The sequence below is a fragment of the Saccharopolyspora sp. NPDC003752 genome, from assembly GCF_053605825.1.
Map to the genome: position 1 here is coordinate 35700 of NZ_JBSGJZ010000044.1, position 21102 is coordinate 56801.

The following is a 21102-nucleotide window of genomic DNA, read 5'->3' on the forward strand; positions in this document are numbered from 1 at the left end:
GAAAGAACTCACGACCCCGGCCTGACAGCCGCCGCCCTCACTCGGCCTGGCGGCTGAGGTGTTCCCATTTGGCCAGCTCCGCCGTCATGGCCTTGGTCATCCCGTCGACCATGTCGTAGGCCGCCGATCCCAGGATCAGGCGCTTCGGCAGCTCCGCCATGTTCACCACGTCGAGCACCACCTCCGCCGCCTTCGCCGGGTCGAAGTCCTCCGACTCCGCCCACAGGCCGGCCAGCCATTCGCGCAGCGGCTCGTAGGCCTCGTGCTCCACCGTCTGCGTCAGGCCGCGGGTGAACAGGTCGGTCTCATAGCCGCCTGGCTGCAGGATCGTCACCTTGATCCCGAACCGCTCGACCTCCATCTGCAGCGCCTCGCTCATCGAGTCCAGCGCCGCCTTGCCCGCGCCGTACATGCCCGTCGCCGCGAAGCCGCCCGCCGAGCCCATCGAGGACACCTGCAGGATGTGGCCCGTGCGCCGCTCTCGGAGATGCGGGACGACGGCCTGGCTCACCCACAGCGCGCCGAAGAAGTTGGTGTCCAGGTGCGCCCTGGCCTGCTCCTCGGTGAGCTCCTCGATCATGCCGAGCAGGACGCCGCCGGCGTTGTTCACCACGATGTCCAGGCGACCGAAGGCCGCGATCGCCCGCTCGACGCCTGCGAAAACGGCCTCTCGGTCCGAGATGTCGAGCGGGAACGCGATCAAGCGGCCGCCGAAGAGGTCGACGAGCTCCTCCAGCGGCGTGATGTCGCGGGCGACGCCGACCACCCGGTCGCCCGCCGCGAGCGCGGCTTCGGTGAACGCCCGCCCGAGACCGCGGGAGGCGCCGGTGATGAACCAGGTGCGGGGTCCGAGTCCGGTGGATGCGTGTTGCACGGGCACTCCTCGATATATTTGAGACGATACGGTCCGTCTCGTTGATTTCGAGCATGCACCACCCGTTCGCAGACTGTCAAGACGGACCGTCTCGTCGCGCGTTATTGTGTCGGCATGGCATCCCGGAAGACGCCGGACGTGACCCGCCGCAGCGAGCGGTCCCGGGTGGCGATCCTGACCGCGGCCCGCGAACTCATCGCCGAGGTCGGCTACGCCAAGCTGTCCATCGAGGCAATCGCCGCCCGCGCCGGAGTCGGCAAGCAGACGATCTACCGCTGGTGGTCGTCGAAGGGCGCGGTCGTCTTCGATTCCCTGCTGGCGCTCAGCGAAGGCGCGGACGGCGAGGGCATCGCGCTGCCGGACACCGGCGACATCGAGGCGGACCTCAAGACCGTGCTGCGCGCGACGGCGGCCGAGTTCGCCGACCCCGAGTTCGAGGCGCCGATCCGGGCGCTCAACACCGAGATCATCAACGATGCCCAGCTGGCCGCGATCTACCGCGAGAAGATGGCGGCGCCGATGGAGGAAGCGAAGAAGGAGCGCCTGCGCAGCGCGCAGCGCGCGGGCCAGCTCGCGGCCGACGCGGACCTGGACCTGTTCCTGGACGTGCTGTACGCCCCGCTGGCCCAGCGCTGGCTGCTGCGCTCCGGCCCGCTCGACGACGCCTTCGCCGACGCCCTGGTCGACGCGGCGCTCCGCGCCTTCCGCCCGGAGTGACGGGCGGGGTTCCCAGTGCCAGAACGTGCCGTGAGCGGTTTGGGGCGCTCTGGCACCCCAAAGCGCTCACGGGCATTCACCTGCCCGAACCGGATCAAGGGCAGTTGACCCATTCTTCGGTGTTGTCCTCGAAGACCTGGCGCTTCCAGATCGGCAGCCGCCGCTTCACCTCGTCGACCAGCTCCGAGCAGGCGCTGAACGCCTGCTTGCGGTGCTCCGCCGCCACCGCGCAGCCGAGCGCCACGTCGCCGATCTTGAGCAGGCCGATCCGGTGCGACACCGCGATGGCGCGCACGCCTTCGAAGCGCGCGGCGATGTCCTGCGCCACCTCGGCGATCACGTCGGACGCGCTGGGATGCCCGACGTACTCCAGCTCGCGGACGCCGCGTCCGCCGTCGTGGTCGCGGACCACCCCGCCGAAGGTCACCACGGCGCCAGCCGCTCGGTGCTCCACCGATCTGGCCAGGTCGTCGACGTCGATCACCTGCTCCGTCACGTCGGCCCGCAGGACGTCCGCGACCGCCCGGTTCGGCGCCGCGTGGTCGCCACCGTGCAGCTGGTCGACGGCGTGGTCCAGGACCCCGTCCAGCACGCCGAGGCCGTCCTTGACGCCGCCGCGCGAGCCGGGCAGGTTCACGATCAGCGTCCGGCCGCTGACGCCGGCCAGCCCGCGGGAGAGCACCGCCGTCGGGACCTCCGGCAGGCCCGCCGAGCGGATCGCCTCGGCCAGTCCCGGAATCGGGTAGTCCAAGACCGCCGCCGTGACCTCGGGCGTGCGGTCGGTCGGGCTGATCCCGGTGCCGCCGGTGGTGATCACGACGTCCGCGCCGGCGGCGACCGCGCGGCGCAGCTCCTCGCCCACCGGGTCGCCGTCCGGCACCACGACGGGGTCCGGCACCTCGTAGCCGCGCCCGCGCAGCCACTCGACGATCACCGGGCCGGTGCGGTCGGGGTAGACGCCGGCCGAGGCGCGGTTGGACGCGGCGATCACTCGCGCTGTCCTCGTCATGGAGACCTCCTGTGTGTTGGCGCCGGAGTCCGCTCGGCCGCCGCAAGGCCATCTTCCGCGACCGACCGACATGGCCTCAAGCGCGCCCGCTCCGTGGCACACCGCACCGACGTCCCGGCAACGCGTCCGTCCGCAATTTCAATGGAAATCGAAGGTCCGATTTCCATTGAAATTGCGGACCGCTGGGGGCCGGGGGTCAGGTGTTGCGGGTCCAGGTGCCGGTTTTGCCGCCTTCTTTGCGTTCCACCCGGACCTCGTCGAGGACCGCGGCCGGGTCTACCGCCTTGATCATGTCGTGCAGGGTGAGGCCGGCGCCCGCCACCGCGGTCAGCGCCTCCATCTCGACGCCGGTGCGGTCGGTGGTCTTCACCGTGGCGGTGATCCGCACCTCCGACTCGCCGAGCTCCAGCTCGACCTTGGCGCCCGAGATAGCGATCGGGTGGCACAGTGGGATGAGGTCCGGGGTGCGCTTCGCGGCCATGATCCCGGCGATCCGGGCGGTGGCGATCGCGTCGCCCTTCGGCAGCCCGTCGCGGCGCAGCAGGGCGATCACCTCGGCCGTCGTGCGCACCACGCCGCTGGCGACCGCGATGCGGGCCGTGGGCTGCTTGCCGGAGACGTCGACCATGCGAGCGGCGCCCGCCTCGTCGACATGCGTGAGCTCGTCCTGCGCCATGCCCCGAGCCTAGTCGCCCATCGCGGCCTGAGAACACGAGTGCGGGGCGCCCCGGCAGAGGACGCCCCGCACCTCGGTGGATCAGAAATCGACGTCCTCGGCCATGGACCACGGCAGGGAGGTTCCGCCGCCGTTCGGCTCCGGGTCGCCGTCCTTCGACGCGATCGCCGCCTTCTTCACCGCATCCGCGACCGCCGGGGCCACCGCCGAGTCGAACACGCTCGGCACGATGAACGAGGCGTTGATCCGCTCCCCGTCCACGACGTCGGCGATCGCGTTCGACGCCGCGATCATCATCTCGTCGGTGATCTTGTGCGCGTGCGCGTCCAGCAGGCCGCGGAACACGCCCGGGAACGCCAGCACGTTGTTGATCTGGTTCGGGTAGTCGCTGCGGCCGGTCGCCACGATGGTGGCGTGCTTCTGCGCCTCCAGCGGGTCGATCTCCGGGTCCGGGTTGGCCAGCGCGAACACGATCGAGTCGGTGTTCATGGTCGCCACGTCGTCCGCGGTGAGCAGGTTCGGCGCGGACACGCCGATGAACACGTCCGCCCCGCGCACCGCGTCGGAGAGCGTGCCGGTGCGGCCGTCCTTGTTGGTGCCCGCGGCGATGGACTGCAGGTTCGGGTCGGTGTCGCCGCGCCCGGTGTGGACGATGCCGTCGATGTCGACGGCGATGATGTCGGCCGGCTTCTTGTGCTGCAGCAGGCGGATGATCGCCGAACCGGCCGCGCCGACGCCGCACACCACGATGCGGCAGTCGGTGATGTCCTTGTTCACCACGCGCAGCGCGTTGCGCAGCGCGCCCAGCACCACGATCGCGGTGCCGTGCTGGTCGTCGTGGAAGACCGGGATGTTCAGCTTCTCCCGCAGCCGGGCCTCGATCTCGAAGCAGCGCGGCGCGGCGATGTCCTCGAGGTTGATGCCGCCGTAGACCGGGGCGATCAGCTCGACGGCGCGGATGATCTCCTCGGTGTCCTGGGTGTCCAGGCAGACCGGCCAGGCGTTGACCCCGGCGAACTTCTTGAACAGCGCGGCCTTGCCCTCCATCACCGGCAGCGCGGCCTCCGGGCCGATGTTGCCCAGGCCGAGCACGGCGGAACCGTCGGTGACCACCGCGACGGCGTTGCGCTTGATGGTCAGGCGGCGCGCGTCCTCCGGGTTGTCCGCGATCGCGGTGCAGACCCGGGCGACGCCGGGCGTGTACGCGCGGGAGAGGTCGTCGCGGTTGTTGAGCGCGACCCGCGAGTTGACCTCGATCTTGCCACCGAGGTGCACCAGGAAGGTCCGGTCGGAGATCTTGCGGACCCGGACGCCGGGCAGCGTCCCGAGGACCTCGGCGAGGTCGTTGGCGTGGTCGGCCGACAGCGCGTTGCAGGTGATGTCGACGACGATGCGGTCGGCGTGCGACTCCACGACGTCGAATGCCGTGATGACGCCGCCGGCGCGACCGATCGCGCTGGTCAGGTCGCCCGCCGCGGTCGTCGACGGCGGGGCCTCGACGCGAACGGTGATCGAATAACCCGGACCTGGAACCGGCATGGCACACCCCTGTCGAGCTGATCGGCTATGGACTTGGCGGGTGCCGTCCCCGGGGCGGCCTCGGGGGCCGTCGCAGCAGATCGCTCATCCGGGATGCAAGCCCTTCGGGCTTGCTAAGCGACCGGAACTTCACCCAGCACGAAAAAGCCTAAAACTTTCCCGAGTGTGAGCGACGTCCGGTCCCGTTACCGGCCGGTTCCCCTTGACAAAACCCGCCCCGAAGCGGCACGGCCACGACGGAGCGGGTCTACGGGCGATCGCCGATCCGCGCTGGGGCGGATGCCGGCAGGGGGGTCACTTGTTGATGCGCGTGACCGGGTGGACGTAGGGAACGGCGTCCTGGCGGAGCGGGAAGGTGGTGTCGCCGTACGGCGACATCGCGCCCTGGATGTCGGCCAGGAACTCGCTCACCGGGTGTTCGCCGTCGGCGACCTTCGGCCAAGACGGGTCAATGCGGTCCTTTTTGGTCTTGCCGGCCACGTCGTTCCTCCTGGGCATTCCGGCTACGGTGCACTTCCAGTTTGCCGGATCGGGCCCCGAACCTCACCCAAGGGTGCGCAGCGCAACGTTCCGGCGGGCGCGCCGCCTGCGACGCATGTCTCACCGGGGCGGCCGCCCGGCATTCGAGACGGCCCGCCGGCACCGCCCGGCTGGGTATCGTGGAGCCGATGTCATCACTGGCGGATTGGCTGCGGGAGCGCAGCGACGAACAGCTGGTCGCGCTGCTCCGCGCTCGGCCCGACCTCGCGACCCCGCCGCCGGCCGACACCTCGGTGCTGGCGACGCGGCTCGGCGTGCGCTCGTCGGTCGCGCGGGCCTGCGAGGACCTCGACTCCTTCGCCCTCGCCACGCTCGAAGCGCTGGTGCTGCTCGACGCCGACGACGCGCCGGTGTCGCTGGACGCCGTCGCCGCGATGCTCGGCCCGGACGTCACGGTCGAACGCGCCCGCCGGTCGGTCGCGCAGCTGCGCGACCTCGCGCTGGCCTGGGGCGGGGACGCCGAGCTCGCCGTGCCTTCTGCCGCGCGGGAGGCACTGCCGACCTTCCCCGCCGGGCTCGGGCGCCCGGCCGAAGACCTCACCGCGGCCGCGGCGGAAGCCGCGCTGGGCGAGCTCGGAGAGGAAGAGCGGCGGCTGGTCGAGAAGCTCGCCGGCGGCGCGCCGATCGGGCGCACCAAGGACGCGGCCAAGCAGGTCCCGCTGGAGCAGGCGACCAACCCGGTGCAACGGCTGCTCGCCAAGGGCCTGCTGCTGCGGCGCGACGCGGAGACCGTCGAGCTGCCGCGCCAGCTCGCGCTGGCCGTGCGCGGTGACCGGCCGATGGGCGCGGTCGAACCCGACGAGCCGATCCCGGACCTGGTGGGCACCGATCAATCCACTGTGGACAAAACGGCCGGCGGCGCGGCGCTGGAACTGCTGCGGCACGTCGAAGGGCTGCTGAACGCCTGGGGCGACGAACCGCCCGACGTGCTGCGCTCCGGCGGGGTCGGGGTGCGCGACCTGCGCCGCACCGCCAAGGCCATCGAGATCGACGAGAACCTCCTCGGCCTGCTCGTGGAGGTCGCGGTCGCGGCCAACCTCATCGCCAACAGCGAGGGCGCGGAACCGCAGTGGGTGCCGACCATCCAGTCCGACACCTGGCTTGCCTCGCCGCCCGAGCAGCGCTGGGCCGCGCTGGCCCAGGCCTGGCTGGACCTGCCGCGCCTGCCGGGCCTGGTCGGCGCCCGCGACGAGAAGGACCGGCTGCTCAACCCGCTGTCGGAAGATCTGCGCCGGCCGCTCGCGCCGAAGGACCGCCGCCGCATCCTCGACTACCTCGACGAACTGCCCGGCGGGTACGGCGCCCGGCCGGACGACGTCGCCGCCGTGCTCGGCTGGCGCGCGCCGCGCCGCGGCGGTCGGCTGCGCGACGACCTGGTCCGCTGGACGCTCGCCGAAGCGACCGCCCTCGGCGTCGTGGCGCTGCACGCGCTGACCGCCGCCGGACGCGTCCTGCTCGCCGACGGCGCCGCCGAGGCGGCCCGCCAGCTCGCCGCCGCGCTGCCCGAACCGCTCGACCACGTGCTGGTGCAGGCCGACCTCACCATCGTCGCGCCGGGCCGCCTCGAACCCGAGCTCGCCATCGAGATGAAGCTCGTCGCGGACGTCGAATCCGCCGGCAGCGCAACGGTTTACCGCGTCGGCGACGGCAGCATCCGGCGCGCGCTCGACGCCGGCTACACCGCCGACGACCTGCACGCGCTGTTCCGGACCCGCTCGCGCACGCCGATCCCGCAGTCGCTGACCTACCTCATCGACGACGTCGCGCGCCGCCACGGCCGGCTCCGCGCGGGCACCGCCGCGGCCTTCCTGCGCTGCGACGATCCGCTGCTGCTGGCCGAAATCCTGGCCAAGCCCGGAGCCGAAGAGCTCGAACTCCGCCGCATCGCGCCCACCGTGCTGGTCAGCCCGCTGCCGCTGGCCGACGTGGTCGCCGTGCTGCGCGCGGCCGGGTTCTCGCCGGTCGCCGAAGGCCCGGACGGCAACGTGCTCGACCTCCGGGAGAGCGGGCGGCGCGTGCGCGGTAAGAGCCGCCCGGCTCCGCCGGTGGCGATCGCCGCGCCGAGCGGGGAGCTGCTCGGCGAGCTCGTGGCGCAGCTGCGAGCCGGCGACCGGGCGGGGGCGGCGCGGCGCGGCCGCGCCGTGAGCCCCGAACGCGGGCGGCCGAGCGCCGAGGCGACGCTGCAGCTGCTGCGCGACGCGGCGCGTCAGCAGCGGAGCGTGTGGCTGGGGTTCGTCGACACGCACGGGGTGCGGAGCCAGCGCGTGGTGCGGCCGGTGAGCGTCGGCGGCGGGATCCTGCAGGGCGTCGACACCAGCAGCGACGAGGTGGGCAACTTCCCGCTGCACCGGATCATGTCCGTCGCGCTCGTCGAGGACTGATCTTCCCCTTGACCTTCACACCGATGTGAAGGTCGATGATCGTGCCATCCGTTCGAAGCCGAGTCCCTGCGCGGGGACGGTTGCGCGGCGATGATCGAGCGGTTCCGCAAGCCTCCGGAGGTTCGACCATGACCAGCACATCGTTCGACCCGCGCGCGCTGCTCGCGGAGAGCCGGCTCGGCGTCCTCGCGACGATCAAGTCGGACGGCCGCCCGCAGCTCTCCCCCGTCATGCCCTTCTACGACGAGGAATCCGGGGCCATCCACATCTCGACGCGGGAGGGGCTGGCCAAGACGGCGAACCTGCGCCGGGATCCGCGCGCCGCACTGGAGGTCACCGGCCCCGACGGCATGACGTGGGCCACCGCCGAGGGCACCGCGACGCTCACCCGGCCGGGAACCGATCCGCACGGCCCCGAGGTCGAGGCGCTGGTGGACTACTACCGCAAGGCCGCCGGGGAGCACCCGGACTGGGACGAGTACCGGTCGGTGATGGTGTCCGATCGCCGGGTGCTCATCACGATCGCGGTCGAGCGCGTGTACGGCGCCGACATCCGCTGACGGAGCACCGAAAGCTCCGAGCTCAGGACTCGTTCCGCGCACTGGTGCGCCCCGCTGGCTGACGTGAGTGAACGGCCTGTTCACCTCGATAGGAGAGGTGAACGGCCTGTTCACCTCATCCGCCCGAGGCGGTGGACACCGTTGGAGTTGAGGTGAACGGCCCGTTCGTCTCGATAGGCGAGGCGAACAGGCCGTTGACTCCACCATCCCGAAGGCACCGCCGCCCTACGGCGACCCCGCTTGACGACATCCCGGACGGCCTCTGCCCCGGTCCAAAACGCTCACGAGCGCTGCGGGATCAGCGGGCTGTGGCCATGCGCTGGCGCATGGCGTGCTCCACCAGGGTGATCAGCGCGTGCTTGGTGGATTCGCGGTTCCGGGCGTCGCAGGTGATCATCGGGACCGAGGCGTCGATCGTCAGCGCCTCCCGGATGTCCTCCTGGCGGTGGTGCAGCACGCCGTCGAAGGTGTTCACCGCGATGATGTAGGGCAGGCCGCGGTCGTCGAAGAAGTCGATCGAGGCGAACGCGTCGGCCAGCCGCCGCGTGTCCACCAGCACCACCGCGCCGATCGCGCCGCGCACCAGGTCGTCCCACATGAACCAGAACCGGTGCTGCCCGGGCGTGCCGAACAGGTACAGGATCAAGTCCGAATCCAGCGAGACCCGGCCGAAGTCCATCGCCACCGTGGTCGTGACCTTGCCCGGCGTCGCGCTGAGGTCGTCGACCCCGACGCTCGCCTCGGTCATGACCGCCTCGGTGGTCAACGGCACGATCTCGGACACCGAACCGACGAAAGTCGTCTTCCCAACACCGAAACCACCGGCGACCACGATCTTCGTCGAGGTCTTCTGGCCGGCCGCATTCGATCGGGGATCAGAGCCTGCGAAGCCCACTGAGCACCCTTTCCAAGAACTCCATGGACGGCCGATCACCAACGACCATGCCACTGTCATGAATCAGAACCAGGCCGGTGTCGGCCATGTCGCCGATCAGCACCCGAACCACGCCCAACGGCAGGCGCAGGTGCGCGGCCACCTCGGCCACCGAGCGAGCCTCCAGGCACAGCTCGGAGATCGAGCGGTGCTCGGCCCTGGTCTGGGTCGCCTGCGTGCGACCGCGTTCGCTGGTGGTCACCAGCGTCTCGATAGCAAGATCATAATCGGTGCGGGTGCGCCCACGCGTGCGGGCGTACGGCCGCACCAACGACCCGCCGTCCAGGCCGTCGGACTCCTGCGGATCGATGGCCGGGATCGCCGGCATCGACCCCGAGATCGACGGCATGGACTGCGAAATCGCCGACATCGGCTGGGAAATCGACGGCATCGACTGGGAGATCGGCGACATCGACTGCGAGATCGACGGCATCGACACCGATGGCGGCCCGCTGTCGGCCGGCCTGGGGGGACCGGCCACCTCGGGCACCGAGTTGTAGCTGGAGCCGAACAGGTCCGCGCCCGGGCCGCCGAACAGCGCCCGGTCGTACCCGCCGATCGACTCGCCGCCCTGGCCGGCGGCGCCGTCGTCGACGAAGTCGTCCTGCCAGGACTCGGCGCTCAGCCGCTTGTTGTAGAGGCGGAACAGGTCACCGTCCCAGCTGGGCTCGGAACCGGTGTTCATGGCGAGCTCCCCTCAGAGTTCCGCAACCGGACTCACCGGCGAACCATGCCCTGCAGCTGCGCCCGCAGTTCCGGCGTGAGCTGCCGGCCGACCCGTTCCACCAGCAGGGTCATCTCGTAGGCGACCAGGCCGATGTCGGCGTTCGGCGCGGCCAGCACCGCGAGGCAGGAACCGTCGCTGATGGACATCAGGAACAGGTAGCCCTGCTCCATCTCGACCACGGTCTGGGTGACCTCACCGGCTTCGAAGCAGCGCGCTGCGCCCTGCGTGAGGCTGACCAACCCGGAGGCGACAGCGGACAACTGCTCGGCTCGGTCCCGCGGCAAACCCTGGGACCCGGCGAGCAGCAGGCCATCCGCGGAGACGACCACCGAGTGCGCCACGCCGGGGACGCGACGCACGAAGTCGGTGATCAGCCAGCTGAAGCTGTTGCTGCTCGTCGGTTGCTGCACGGACCCGTTCACTCCTGCTCCTCGGGACGGCTCGGATTCGAGCGGGGTGTTTCGGTGGAAACCGGTTCGGCCTTGGAATGCCTACCGCGTGTGACGCCCTGCTGGAAGTTCGCCATCCGGCCGCGCACGGCGTCTGCCGAACGCGGGGTGGCGGGCTTGCGGCGGGGAGCCTGCGGGGTGCGCGGTGCGGCTGAGCCGGGCACCAGGTTCGTCTTGGGCACGCGCTTGGGCAGCCCGGCGGAGGTGGTCTCCTGGACCTGCTGGGTCTGCAGCAGCGCCTCCGCGGCCCGCCAGCCGTCGTCGGCCGAACCCCAGCCGGGATCCGGGGTCGTGGTGCGCGGCACCTCGTCGACGACGGGTTCTTCCGGCGCGCTGGGCCGCTCCGGCTCGGCCGGCGCTTCGGCCGCTACCGGGGCGGCCGGGGTCGCCGGCGCGGCCGCGGAATCGTCCACATCGGACTCCCGGAACCACTGCGAGAGCACGGCTTCGTAGATCGGCAGTCGCTGCGTCGGCGCATCGTCCATGTCCCAGGCGGCCCCTCTCGGCTCGTCGTCGGCGAACGCCGGCGCCGGGCCGTCGGTGCCTTCGACCGGGCCGCCCCCTCGGGCCCAGGACGCCGAGGCCGGCTCCTGCCGGGTTCCGTTGTCCGCTGCGCCGTCGGAGTCCGCGGTGCCGAAGAGGCCACCGCCCAAGCCTGATCCGTTCAGTCCGCTGCCGTTGTGCGCGGGATCGGGCGGGAACACGGCCGGCACGAAGTTGGCCGTCTTCTCCGCCTCGAACGGGCTGTGGAACAGGTCGGCCGGTCCGGTGGACTCGGCAGGTGGCCCGCACCGCCCGCCTTGGGAATCCGCGAACTGGGCCCCGGCGCTCTCCTCGCTCGGCCACTCCTCGGCGCGGACGTCGTCCGCGGGTGCCTTCGACGCGTTCTCCCAGTCCGGGACGTCGGTGGCGCCGAACGAATCGCCGCTGGACACCGTCACCGAGTACTGGGTCGACAGCTCGGTGTCGTCGACGTCCGGTTCGTCTTCTTCCTGCTGCGCCATCGGCGTGAACGCGGTGGCCTGCTCGATACCGGCCAGCGACGGCAGCGGCGCGCGCTCGGTGGGCGGGTCGATCCCGCGGTCGGAACCGGCGGCGCGGCCGCCGAAGGCCGCGGCCAGCCCGAGGTGCGTGCCGGTCTCGCTGAGCTCCTGGCGCCGCTCCTCGGCGAGCGCCGCGCGCGGCACGTCGGGCATCGGCTTCGGGCCGTCCGGGGTCAGCTGGACGACGAACTCGCCGGCCAGGTGCACCGTCGCGGTGACGCCGCCTTCCAGGTTGTCGTTGTTGTGCAGCTCGACCCGGATGTCGTGGCGCCGGGCCAGCTGCCCGACCACGAACAGACCCATCCGGCGGGACACCGCGACGTCGATCTCCGGCGGCCGGGTGAGCCGGTCGTTGATCTCATCGATCTCGCTGGCGTCGATGCCCACGCCGCGGTCGCGGATCTCGATGACGAGTTCCTGCCTGCGGTAGGCGGTCCGGACGGTGACCTCGGTGTCCGGGTTGGAGAACACCGTGGCGTTCTCCAGCAGCTCGGCGACCAGGTGCACGAAGTCGTTGACCACGCGGCCCTGGATGGCCAGGTCCGGCGCGTCGACCACGGCGACCCGCGCGTACTGCTCGACCTCGGACACCGCGGCGCCGAGCACCTCGTTGAGCGGCACCGGGCGCATCATCCGGCGGGTCAGGTCGGTGCCGCCGAGGATCAGCAGGTTCTCGTTGTTCCGGCGCATGCGGGTCGCCAGGTGGTCCAGCTCGAACAGGCTGCTCAGCTGGTCCGGGTCCTGCTCGTCCTGCTCCAGCCGGTCGATCAGGGCCAGCTGCCGCTGCACCAGCGTCTGGCTGCGGCGCGCCAGGTTGACGAACAGGTCGTTGACGTTGGTGCGCAGCAGCGCCTGCTCGGCGGCCAGCCGCAGCGCCTGCTGGTGCACCGCGTCGAAGGTGCGGGCCACCTGCCCGATCTCCTCGCTGGAGTGCACCGGCACCGGCGGCACCGTGATCTGGGTCGCGGCGCTCGGGTTCTCGTTCACCTTGTCGATCGCTTCGGGCAGGCTCTTCTGCGCGATCTCCAGGGCTCCGTAGCGGAGGGTGCGCAGCGGCCGCAGCATCGAGCGCGCGATGTAGGCCGCGACGCCGAAGGCGACCACCAGCAGCAGCAACAGCAGCGCCGAGTCGCGGACCAGCGACCACCAGGCGGAATCGGCGAGTTCGGTGGCGTCGTCGTGGAAGTCGGCGAGCACCGAGTCCTCCACCGAGCGGACCAGGTCGGTGCGCTTGCCCGACTGCGTGCCCCACTCCAGCGGGTTGATGCCCAACGACTGCTGCCCGCGGTCGGACGCGATCAGCGCGCTCTGCTCGATCTGCTCCGAGTCGTCCACCTCGGCGCCGGCGACCCGCGCCGCGTAGAGGGCGCGCTGCTCGGGCGTGGCGGCGTTCTCGAACTCCGCGTAGGCGGCCTCGAAGCGGGCGTTCGCGGCGCGGACCGCGTCGGTCTGCCCGGTGAGGAAGCGGTTGAGCATCCCGGCGCTGAGCAGGATCGAGCGCTGCTGGGCCAGCTGCTCCTTGGCCCGGCCGAGCGCTTCGGCCGCCCGGGCGGTCTGGCTGACCTGGGTGTTGACCGCGGAGGTCGCGACCATCCGGTTGATCTGCAGCAGGTTGTCGAGCACCGAGTTGTAGGCGACCAACGTCTGCGGGCCGGTGAACCGGTCGTTGATGGTGGCGCGCAAGGCGCCGAGGCTGTCGAGTCGGTGGGTGGCGCTCTGGTAGGCGTTGCGGACCTCCGGGGAGAAGTCCGCCACCCGGGTGTCGTAGGCCCGGAGCTGCTGGACCGCGGCGTCGACGCGCTGGCTCTGCGCGGCGTAGTCGGCGCCCGCGTTGCCGCCGTTGGCGGTGGTGAACACGATCGCGAAGTCGCGCTCGCGCTGCAGCTCGTGGGTCAGGTTCGCGGCCTGCTGGCCGAGTTCGACCTGCTCGACGATGGTGGTCAGCCGGGACTGGGTGGCGAGGCCGTCGTACACCCGGATGCCGCCGACGCCGAGCGCGGCCAGGGTCGGGACGAGCAGGACGGCGGCCATCTTGTACCGGAGGCGCCAGTTGCGCAGCCACCACGTCTTGGACCGGCCAGCCGGTTCGGTGGCTGCGTCGGCTCCGGTAGCGGGGTCGTTGTTGAGCATCCCTGTTTCCTGCGCTGCGGCGGACATGTGCGACACCGCCACGGCTAACTGCCTCTCCGCGCCGCGACAGTGTTGATCCTCGTGCTGGGAACGTGCCCGCGATCCGACGCGGCGGCGCCAGGTACCCACGAGCGGGTCGATGGTTCTCCGGCTCGCGCCGAGTCCCCGACGACCCAGACTCCGTCAGCCCGGCTTGCCATCACACTCCCTGGTCACAACGTGCATCCCCCGAAGCAGAGGCCAGTCACCTCGACGGGCGAGACTATACTTAACTGGCCGTCACAAGTCAGGCCCCCAGAGAGAGTGTTCATCACTCGAAAGAGTGGTATGGACAACACTGGGCCATCCGTGTGACCTGTGCCTAGTTACGCCCAGTTGTCGGGTTTAGTTCAACGTTCTACAGTTCATGGGCACCCGCACCCCGTCACAGCCCGGGAGACGCACAACTTCGCACAAGGGCCGAAACACCCCCCGGCGCACGTGACCGACGGGGCTCGCCCGATCCGTGGCTCAGTCCACTGTGCACCAACGCTTCTCCCGGACGTCCCGCGGGGTGAACTTCGCGCCGTCTCGGCACGGCTGCGCCACCGACATCCCACCGCAGCCGCCGCTCCACGTCGCACCCGATGCAAGGAGGAACAGATGAGCCCCGCCCTCGCCCACCGCTCCCTGCCACGCAGGAGTCTGCTGAAGCTCGCCGGCGGAGCCGTCACCGCTGGTGCGCTGCTGGGCACGAGCGGTTGCGGGCTCCTCGGTGGATCGCAGGCGGAAAGCGGCGGCAACGGGCTGGTGGAGAAGGCGAACCTGCGCGTCGGCGCCCTGCCGATCAACGACCTCGCCCCGCTGCACCTGGCCGTCCGCAACGGCTACTTCCAGCAGGAGGGCCTGACGGTCGAGATCGTCACCGCCCCGGACGGCAGCGCCGCGCTGAACAGCACCATCGGCGGCGACTACGACATCACCTACAGCAGCTACGTGCCGTTCTTCCAGGCCCAGGCCAAGGGCATCGCGGACCTGAAGATCGTCGCGGACTGCGCGTCGGCCACGCCGAACACGACCGTGATCATGACCTCGCCAGGCTCCAAGGTCCGCCTCCCGCAGGATCTGGCGGGCAAGAAGATCGCGATCAGCGGCCCCAACACCATCACCGAGCTGCTGGTCAAGGCCACCATGCACGCCCACGGCGTGGACTACAGCAAGGTGCAGCTGGCGCCGATCCCGTTCATCAACATGCCCGCCGCGCTGCAGCAGGGCCAGGTCGACGCCGCCATCGTCACCGAGCCCTTCCTCACCCTGGCCGCCCGCAACAGCGGCGCCGTGCCGGTGGTGGACACCGCCACCGGTCCGCTGGAGGACCTGCCGCTGACCGGCTACGGGGCGACCGCGAAGTTCTGCCAGGAGAACCCCAAGACCATCGCGGCGTTCCAGCGGGCCATGGACCGCGCCGTCGCCGAGGCGCAGGACCGCAGCAAGATCGAGCCGCTGCTGCCGGAATTCGCCAAGATCGACAAGGACACCGCGGCGATCATCACACTGCTGAAGTTCAACTCGCGCGCCGACGCCACCCGCCTGCAGCGGGTGCCGCGCCTGATGAAGGACTTCGGCTTCATCACCGCCGACCTGGACGTCGCCAGCATGATCGCGACGCCTCCGCAGGCCTGACGTTCTCGCTGGTCACGCCGGCCGTGTGCGCTTCGTGTCGCGGTAGCAGCACAGAACACGCACGGCCGGCGGACCCGGCGGAGCGCGCCGTTGGTCCAGACGACATTCCGCGTTCGCTCGAATTGCCCAGCGCTATTCAGCTCACCGTCACAATTCGCCTCCAGCTTTGAACCGAGTGGCGTGAATCACTCAACGCTTGTGAGTGACTCGTGACAACGAGCTAATTACGCCTGGTTGTCGCATGTGGTCCGACCTTCTACAGTTCGGGACACCAAGACCCGCCACCGCACCGGGAGAAACGACGCACCGCCGCCGGACGCGGCACCACCGCGCCCGGAGTCGTTGCTCACCCGCTCTTCCTCCCGGGTCACCATCGCGACGAAACCCGCCACCCCGCACCAGAAACACCCCGTGGCAGCGGAATCGACGCCGACCCGTACCGCTCCCGGCGCAGGGCACAACGGAACACCGCGCACCGCACCCCGATGCCAGGAGGATCCAGATGAGTTCCCTTCCCCGCGCCCTTCCCCGCCGCAACCTGTTGAAACTCGCCGGCGGGATGGTCACGGCAGGCGCCCTGATGGGCACCAGCGGTTGCGGACTCCTGGGCGGTTCGGAGGAGCAGAAGGGCGGCAACGCGCAGGTGGAGAAGGCGCACCTGCGGATCGGCGGGCTGCCCACCAGCGAACTCGCGCCGCTGCACCTGGCGGCGAAGAACGGCCACTTCCAGCGGGAGGGCCTCACCGTCGAGATCATCAACGCGCCCGACGGCGCCACCGCGCTGAACAGCACCATCGGCGGCGACTACGACATCACCTTCAGCAGCTACGTGCCCATCTTCGCCGCCCAGGCCAAGGGCATCGCGCAGCTGAAGATCGTCGCGGACTGCGCGTCGAGCATGCCGAACACCTGCATGATCATGGCGTCGCCGGACTCCCACGTGCGCACGCCGCAGGACCTGGCCGACAAGCGGATCGCGATCAGCGGCGGCGGCACCATCTCCGAACTCCTGGTCAAGGCCTCGATGAAGGCCAACGGCGTGGACTACGAAGGCGTCCAGTGGATGCCGCTGGGGTTCATCAACATGCCCAACGCGCTGCGCACCAACCAGGTCGACGCGGCGTTCGTGGTCGAGCCGTTCCTGACGCTGTCCGCCCGCGACGCGGGCGCCGTCCCGGTGGTGGACACCGTCACCGGACCGCTGGAGGACCTGCCGCTGGGCGGCTACGTGTCGGCGGCCAAGTTCGCCGACGAGAACCCCAGGACCGTGGCGGCGTTCCAGCGCGCCATGGACTCCGCCGTCACCGAGGCGCAGGACCGCAGCAAGATCGAACCGCTGCTGCCCGAATTCGCCAAGATCGACAAGGAGACTGCGGCGATCATCACGCTGCTGAAGATGAATTCCCGCGCCGACGCCACCCGCTTGCAGCGCATTCCGCGGCTGATGCTGGAATTCGGTTACATCGACAAGGAAATCGACGTGGCGAGCATGATCTTCGCGCCGCCGCAGAGCTGAACTCGGGGAAATGACGAAAACACTCCGGGGATTGGTCGGTCTGGTGGGCTTCCTGGTTCTGTGGGAAGCCTTCAGCCGTTCCGAAATCGTCCCCCAGCAATACTTTCCGCCACCGTCCACAGTGCTCGCCCAGTTCGCCGAACTGCTCGGCGATAGCGGCTTCCTGCTCGACCTGATCGCCACCGTGCTGGCCTGGGCGATCGCGCTGGGCATCTCCATCGCCATCGCGGTGCCCGCCGGGCTGCTGCTCGGCAGCGTCCGCTGGATCCGAGTCGCCACCAGGGCGATCATCGAGTTCCTCCGGCCGATCCCGTCGGTGGCGCTGATCCCGCTGGCGATCGTGCTGGTCGGCGCCGGGCCGGAAACCAAGATCACGCTCGCGGTCTACGCCGCGGTGTGGCCGATCCTGTTCAACACCATCTACGCGTTGGACGAGATCGACCCGGTGATGGTGGACACCGCGCGCTCCTTCGGGCTGGGCCGGGGCCGGATCATGTTCACGGTGGCGCTGCCGAACGCGGCGCCGTTCGTGCTCACCGGCATCCGGATGTCCGCCGCGGTGGCGCTGATCCTGGTGGTCAGCACCGAGTTCCTGGCCGGCGGCGGCAGCGGCCTCGGCAGCTTCGTGCTCGACGCGAGCACCGGCGCCGGGCGGATGGACCTGGTGCTGGCCGGGACGCTGGTGGCGGGGATCGTCGGCTACCTCATCAACGAGGTGCTGGAACAGGTGCACAAGCGCGGCCTCCGGTGGAGCGCGGTCGACCGGGAGGCGGCGTGATCAAGATGCGCGGATTCCTGCAGCGCTGGGTGGTCTTCATCGGCGCGATCGTGGCCTGGGAGCTGCTCACCCGCGCCGCGCAGAGCCCGTTCTTCCCGCCCCCGACCACGATCGTCGGCGCGGCCGCGGAGAAGTGGTTCAGCGGGCCGGCGTCGTCGCTGTTCCTGACCGACGAGGCGTTCTCCGACCTGCTGGCCAGCCTCGGGCGGATCGCCGCGGGCTGGCTCGTCGCCGTGGTGCTCGGCGTCGCGCTGGGCACCCTGCTCGGCCGGTCCCGCACCGCGCTGGACTACTTCGGGCCGCTGATGGCGTTCATGCGGGCCATCCCGCCGCCGGTGCTGGTGCCGGTCTTCCTGGTGCTGCTGGGCATCGGCACGCAGATGCAGATCACCGTGATCGTCTTCGGCGTGATGTGGCCGATCCTGCTGAACACCGTCGACGGCGTCCGCTCCGTCGACCAGGTCAAGGTGGACACCGCCCGGTCGTTCCGCATCCCGCGCGCGCACTGGATCTTCGGCGTGGTGCTGCCCGCGGCGACCCCGAAGATCTTCGCCGGGCTGCGGGTGAGCCTGTCGCTGGCGCTGGTGCTGATGGTCGTCTCGGAGCTCGTCGGCTCCACCAACGGCATCGGCTACCGGCTGATGTTCGACCAGCGGCAGTTCGACTTCCCCGCGATGTGGGCCGGCATCGTGCTGCTGGGCATCCTCGGATACCTGCTCAACACCCTGCTGCTCGTGGTGGAACGCCGCGCGCTGAGCTGGCAACCCTCGCAGGCGCACCAAGTAGTCGGAGGCTGAACCCCCATGACCGAAAACAAGATCATGCTCGACGTCTCCGCGCTCGGGCACCGCTACGGCGGAGCGAACGGCCACCAGGCCATCGCCGACCTGACGTTCCAGGTGCGCACCGGCGAACTCGCCTGCATCGTCGGCCCGTCCGGCTGCGGCAAGTCCACCATGCTGCGTTCCATCTCCGGCCTGATCAAGCCGACCACCGGCGACGTCAAGCTGGGCGGCAACCCGGTGAACGGCGTGCCGGAGGACCTGGCCGTCGTGTTCCAGGACTACAGCCGGTCGCTGTTCCCCTGGCTGTCGGTGCGGTCCAACGTCGAATTCCCGCTGCGCTCCAGGGGATTGAGCAAGGCGGAGCGTCGCAGCCGGGCCGACGAGGTGCTCGAATGGGTCGGCCTGAGCGCGGCGGCCAAGAAGTACCCGTGGCAGCTCTCCGGCGGCATGCAGCAGCGCGTGTCGATCGCCCGGGCGCTGGCCTGCCGGCCGGCGCTGCTGCTGATGGACGAGCCGTTCGCCTCGGTGGACGCCCAGACCCGCTTCGAGCTGGAAGACCTGCTGCTGCGGGTCCGCAAGCAGTTCGACAGCACGGTCCTGCTGGTCACCCACGACATCGACGAGAGCATCTACCTGGCGGACCGGGTCTTCGTGCTCTCGAAGTCCCCGGCGTCGATCGTGGCGGACCTGGAGATCCCGCTCGGCGACGAGCGCGACCAGATCACCACCCGCGAGTCGGAGACGTTCGTGCACCTCCGCAGCGAGGTGGCCCGCCTCCTCGACGTCCGCAGCGCCCACGCCCCGGCGAAGTCCGACTCCGCCCCGGCGGAGTCCGATGTGGACGACGCGGAGTCCACTGCGAAGCAGTGGGCCGAGGCGGAGAAGGCGGAGGCCGAGAAGGCCGACGCCCGCAACTGACGCAGCACGCGCGAAGGGCGCCTCCCGCCGGACAGCCCGGCGGGAGGCGCTCTTCGCGTTTCAGCCAAGACCGTTTGGTCCGATGTGGACCGATGGTTCAGCAGGCCATGGCCCGTGAGTGCTTTGGGGTGCTATAGCGCCCCAAAGCACTCACGGGACCTGGCCAGGCGAAACTCCGGTCAGTACAGGTAGCGCTGGCCCGGGTCGACCTTGACGTGCAGCAGGGTCGGGCCGGTCTTGCCCGCGAACTCCTCGGCGAGCGCCGCGTCGAGCTCCTCCGGCGTCCGCACCAGCTTCGACGGGCAGCCCAGGCTGGTCGCCAGCGCGCCGAAGTCGATGCCGCCGAGCTCCACGCCCGGCAGCTTGTCGCCGCCCGCCGCCTCGCCCAGCACCGCCACCGCCGCGTACCGCGAGTTGTCCATGATCACGAACGTGACCGGCGCCTGCTCGCGGACCGCCGTCCACACCGACTGGATCCCGTACATGCTGGAGCCGTCGCCGATCAGCGCGACCGTGCGCCGCGACGGGTCGGCCATCGCCACCCCGACCGCCGCGCCGATGCCGTACCCGAGCGCGCCGGAGAACCCGGTGAAGAACCCGCCGTCGGTGGACCGGATCGGGAAGTGCTCGTGCAGGTCGTTGCGGTGGCTGGGCGTTTCCTCCACGACGGCCGCGTCCGAGGGCAGCGCCCCGGCGATCGCGTCGAAGACGTAGGCGGCGGTCATCGGCGTCGACGCGGTCGGCTTGGCCGGTCGCGCGTAGCCCTCCTGCGCGCTCCGCTGCTGCGCCTCGACCTGGCCGTTGATCTGCCGCACCGAGTGCGCCAGCGTGCCCAGCACGCCGCTGCCCCGCCGCGCCCTGGCGAGCACGTCCGGGTCGTCGTGCACCAGGAAGATCTCGGGCAGCTCGGCTTCGTTCTCGCCGCGGTACACGTGGTAGGTGAAAGCCGGTGCGCCCCACACGACTACGAGGTCGTGCTTGGCGAGCTCCTCGCCGAGCAACCGCTGCTCGGGCTGCAGGAAACCGGCGAACTGCGGGTGGTCCTCGGGGAACGAGCAGCGCGGCGACATCGGCGCCACGTAGACCGACGCCCGCGTCTTCTCTGCCAGCTCCACCAGCTCCGCGACCACGCCGTCGGCGTCCACCGCCGGGCCGACGACGAACGCCGGGCGCTCGCAGCCGCGCAGCGCCTCGGCCAGGCCGGCGACGGCGGCCGGGTCCGGGGCGAAGCCGGGAGTGCGCGGGCGGGCGGTCACCGGCACGCCGGGCTGGTCCCAGTCGTCGGCCGGGATCGACACGAAAACCGGGCCGTACGGCGGGGTCGTCGCCAGCTGGTAGGCGCGCACCAGAGCCGCCGGCACGTCCTCGGCGCGGGCCGGTTCGTAGCTCCACTTCACGTACGGCTTCGGGAAGGTCGCGGCGTCGGTGGCGCCGAGGAACGGCTCGTCGAACATCAGGGTGCGGGTCTGCTGCCCGGCCGTGATGATCATCGGCGTCCGGTTGCGGTAGGCGGTGAAGATCGCGCCCAGCGCGTGCCCCACGCCGCCCGCGGAATGCAGGTTGACCAGCACCGGTTCCCGGCGGGACTGCGCGAAGCCGTCGGCCATCGCGACCACCACGGATTCCTGCAGGCCCAACACGTAGCGGAAATCGTCCGGCCATCCGGTCAGGAACGGCACCTCGGTCGTACCCGGGTTGCCGAACACGGTCGTCAGCCCGAGTTCTCGCATCAAACCCCGGGTGATGTCACGGACCGTACGGTCCTCGCTGCGCATCGAAGCCCTCCCTCATCGTGCGAACAACCCCGCTCACCTGCGAGGTTGCCCTGACACGACATCACATCGAAGGCCGCCGAACCAGATCG

The 21102-nt window shown here is 70.6% G+C and carries 18 protein-coding genes; 8 read left to right on the forward strand and 10 right to left on the reverse strand.

Annotated elements, in window-relative coordinates; all coding sequences use genetic code 11:
- Positions 1-37: 37 nt before the first annotated feature.
- Complete coding sequence (locus ACWEV3_RS36515; RefSeq protein ID WP_452618274.1) at positions 38-874, reverse strand: SDR family NAD(P)-dependent oxidoreductase; 837 nt, start codon at positions 872-874, stop codon at positions 38-40.
- A gap of 114 nt (positions 875-988) precedes the next feature.
- Here ACWEV3_RS36515 and ACWEV3_RS36520 point away from each other — a divergent pair, with 114 nt between their 5' ends.
- On the forward strand, positions 989-1591 hold the full coding sequence (locus ACWEV3_RS36520) for a TetR/AcrR family transcriptional regulator (RefSeq protein WP_452618275.1): 603 nt from the start codon (positions 989-991) through the stop codon (positions 1589-1591).
- A gap of 94 nt (positions 1592-1685) precedes the next feature.
- On the opposite strand, the gene ACWEV3_RS36525 is transcribed toward ACWEV3_RS36520, so the two are convergent.
- The 4 genes from ACWEV3_RS36525 to ACWEV3_RS36540 form a co-directional block, all read right to left on the reverse strand.
- The gene (locus ACWEV3_RS36525; RefSeq protein ID WP_452618276.1) at positions 1686-2600 is read right to left on the reverse strand and encodes a molybdenum cofactor biosynthesis protein MoaE; all 915 of its coding nucleotides are present in this window, start codon (positions 2598-2600) and stop codon (positions 1686-1688) included.
- 196 nt (positions 2601-2796) lie between these two features.
- Entirely contained in the window at positions 2797-3276 is a 480-nt protein-coding gene (moaC, locus tag ACWEV3_RS36530) for a cyclic pyranopterin monophosphate synthase MoaC (RefSeq protein WP_452618277.1), read from the reverse strand.
- A gap of 81 nt (positions 3277-3357) precedes the next feature.
- Positions 3358-4815, reverse strand: a complete 1458-nt coding sequence (locus ACWEV3_RS36535; protein WP_452618278.1) for a malic enzyme-like NAD(P)-binding protein — start codon at positions 4813-4815, stop codon at positions 3358-3360.
- 294 nt (positions 4816-5109) lie between these two features.
- A complete protein-coding gene (locus ACWEV3_RS36540) occupies positions 5110-5313 on the reverse strand; it encodes a hypothetical protein (protein WP_452618279.1) in 204 nt (67 codons plus the stop codon).
- Positions 5314-5483: 170 nt separating this feature from the next.
- Here ACWEV3_RS36540 and ACWEV3_RS36545 point away from each other — a divergent pair, with 170 nt between their 5' ends.
- Together ACWEV3_RS36545 and ACWEV3_RS36550 are read left to right on the forward strand one after the other, a co-directional pair.
- Positions 5484-7736, forward strand: coding sequence for a helicase-associated domain-containing protein (locus ACWEV3_RS36545; protein WP_452618280.1), 2253 nt, complete (start codon positions 5484-5486; stop codon positions 7734-7736).
- A gap of 128 nt (positions 7737-7864) precedes the next feature.
- A complete protein-coding gene (locus ACWEV3_RS36550; RefSeq protein ID WP_452618281.1) occupies positions 7865-8296 on the forward strand; it encodes a PPOX class F420-dependent oxidoreductase in 432 nt (143 codons plus the stop codon).
- Between the two features lie 298 nt (positions 8297-8594).
- On the opposite strand, the gene ACWEV3_RS36555 is transcribed toward ACWEV3_RS36550, so the two are convergent.
- Genes ACWEV3_RS36555 through ACWEV3_RS36570 form a run of 4 tightly spaced genes read right to left on the reverse strand, consistent with a single transcriptional unit; the run spans position 8595 to position 13606 of the window.
- A complete protein-coding gene (locus ACWEV3_RS36555; RefSeq protein WP_358580541.1) occupies positions 8595-9191 on the reverse strand; it encodes a GTP-binding protein in 597 nt (198 codons plus the stop codon).
- On the reverse strand, positions 9172-9915 hold the full coding sequence (locus ACWEV3_RS36560) for a DUF742 domain-containing protein (protein WP_452618282.1): 744 nt from the start codon (positions 9913-9915) through the stop codon (positions 9172-9174). Before ACWEV3_RS36560 ends, ACWEV3_RS36555 begins: the two co-directional genes overlap by 20 nt.
- Before the next feature lie 32 nt (positions 9916-9947).
- Positions 9948-10379, reverse strand: a complete 432-nt coding sequence (locus tag ACWEV3_RS36565) for a roadblock/LC7 domain-containing protein (RefSeq protein WP_093268627.1) — start codon at positions 10377-10379, stop codon at positions 9948-9950.
- On the reverse strand, positions 10376-13606 hold the full coding sequence (locus tag ACWEV3_RS36570) for a sensor histidine kinase (protein WP_452618283.1): 3231 nt from the start codon (positions 13604-13606) through the stop codon (positions 10376-10378). The genes ACWEV3_RS36565 and ACWEV3_RS36570 overlap by 4 nt, the downstream gene beginning before the upstream one ends.
- 615 nt (positions 13607-14221) lie before the next feature.
- Between ACWEV3_RS36570 and ACWEV3_RS36575 the strand changes: the two genes are divergently transcribed.
- From ACWEV3_RS36575 to ACWEV3_RS36595, 5 genes are all read left to right on the forward strand, one after another.
- The gene (locus ACWEV3_RS36575) at positions 14222-15241 is read left to right on the forward strand and encodes an ABC transporter substrate-binding protein (RefSeq protein ID WP_452618284.1); all 1020 of its coding nucleotides are present in this window, start codon (positions 14222-14224) and stop codon (positions 15239-15241) included.
- Positions 15242-15743: 502 nt separating this feature from the next.
- Positions 15744-16757: an ABC transporter substrate-binding protein gene (locus ACWEV3_RS36580; protein WP_452618285.1), complete on the forward strand. Its 1014-nt coding sequence runs from the start codon at positions 15744-15746 to the stop codon at positions 16755-16757.
- A 10-nt stretch (positions 16758-16767) separates the two neighbouring features.
- A complete protein-coding gene (locus tag ACWEV3_RS36585) occupies positions 16768-17535 on the forward strand; it encodes an ABC transporter permease (RefSeq protein ID WP_452618286.1) in 768 nt (255 codons plus the stop codon).
- On the forward strand, positions 17532-18332 hold the full coding sequence (locus ACWEV3_RS36590) for an ABC transporter permease (RefSeq protein ID WP_452618287.1): 801 nt from the start codon (positions 17532-17534) through the stop codon (positions 18330-18332). Before ACWEV3_RS36585 ends, ACWEV3_RS36590 begins: the two co-directional genes overlap by 4 nt.
- A gap of 24 nt (positions 18333-18356) precedes the next feature.
- Positions 18357-19238 carry an ABC transporter ATP-binding protein gene (locus tag ACWEV3_RS36595; protein ID WP_452618296.1) on the forward strand — a complete coding sequence of 294 codons (882 nt, stop codon included), beginning with the start codon at positions 18357-18359 and terminating at the stop codon, positions 19236-19238.
- 179 nt (positions 19239-19417) lie between these two features.
- On the opposite strand, the gene mdlC is transcribed toward ACWEV3_RS36595, so the two are convergent.
- The gene (gene mdlC / locus ACWEV3_RS36600) at positions 19418-21013 is read right to left on the reverse strand and encodes a benzoylformate decarboxylase (protein WP_452618288.1); all 1596 of its coding nucleotides are present in this window, start codon (positions 21011-21013) and stop codon (positions 19418-19420) included.
- Positions 21014-21102: the final 89 nt, after the last annotated feature.

Coding starts and splice junctions, on each gene's coding strand:
- ACWEV3_RS36540 (WP_452618279.1), bottom strand. CDS start 5,313: ATGCCCAGGAGGAACGACGTGGCCGGCAAGACCAAAAAGGACCGCATT.
- mdlC (WP_452618288.1), bottom strand. CDS start 21,013: ATGCGCAGCGAGGACCGTACGGTCCGTGACATCACCCGGGGTTTGATG.
- ACWEV3_RS36595 (WP_452618296.1), top strand. CDS start 18,357: ATGCTCGACGTCTCCGCGCTCGGGCACCGCTACGGCGGAGCGAACGGC.
- ACWEV3_RS36525 (WP_452618276.1), bottom strand. CDS start 2,600: ATGACGAGGACAGCGCGAGTGATCGCCGCGTCCAACCGCGCCTCGGCC.
- ACWEV3_RS36570 (WP_452618283.1), bottom strand. CDS start 13,606: ATGTCCGCCGCAGCGCAGGAAACAGGGATGCTCAACAACGACCCCGCT.
- moaC (WP_452618277.1), bottom strand. CDS start 3,276: ATGGCGCAGGACGAGCTCACGCATGTCGACGAGGCGGGCGCCGCTCGC.
- ACWEV3_RS36550 (WP_452618281.1), top strand. CDS start 7,865: ATGACCAGCACATCGTTCGACCCGCGCGCGCTGCTCGCGGAGAGCCGG.
- ACWEV3_RS36580 (WP_452618285.1), top strand. CDS start 15,744: ATGAGTTCCCTTCCCCGCGCCCTTCCCCGCCGCAACCTGTTGAAACTC.
- ACWEV3_RS36520 (WP_452618275.1), top strand. CDS start 989: ATGGCATCCCGGAAGACGCCGGACGTGACCCGCCGCAGCGAGCGGTCC.
- ACWEV3_RS36535 (WP_452618278.1), bottom strand. CDS start 4,815: ATGCCGGTTCCAGGTCCGGGTTATTCGATCACCGTTCGCGTCGAGGCC.
- ACWEV3_RS36575 (WP_452618284.1), top strand. CDS start 14,222: ATGAGCCCCGCCCTCGCCCACCGCTCCCTGCCACGCAGGAGTCTGCTG.
- ACWEV3_RS36560 (WP_452618282.1), bottom strand. CDS start 9,915: ATGAACACCGGTTCCGAGCCCAGCTGGGACGGTGACCTGTTCCGCCTC.
- ACWEV3_RS36545 (WP_452618280.1), top strand. CDS start 5,484: ATGTCATCACTGGCGGATTGGCTGCGGGAGCGCAGCGACGAACAGCTG.
- ACWEV3_RS36585 (WP_452618286.1), top strand. CDS start 16,768: ATGACGAAAACACTCCGGGGATTGGTCGGTCTGGTGGGCTTCCTGGTT.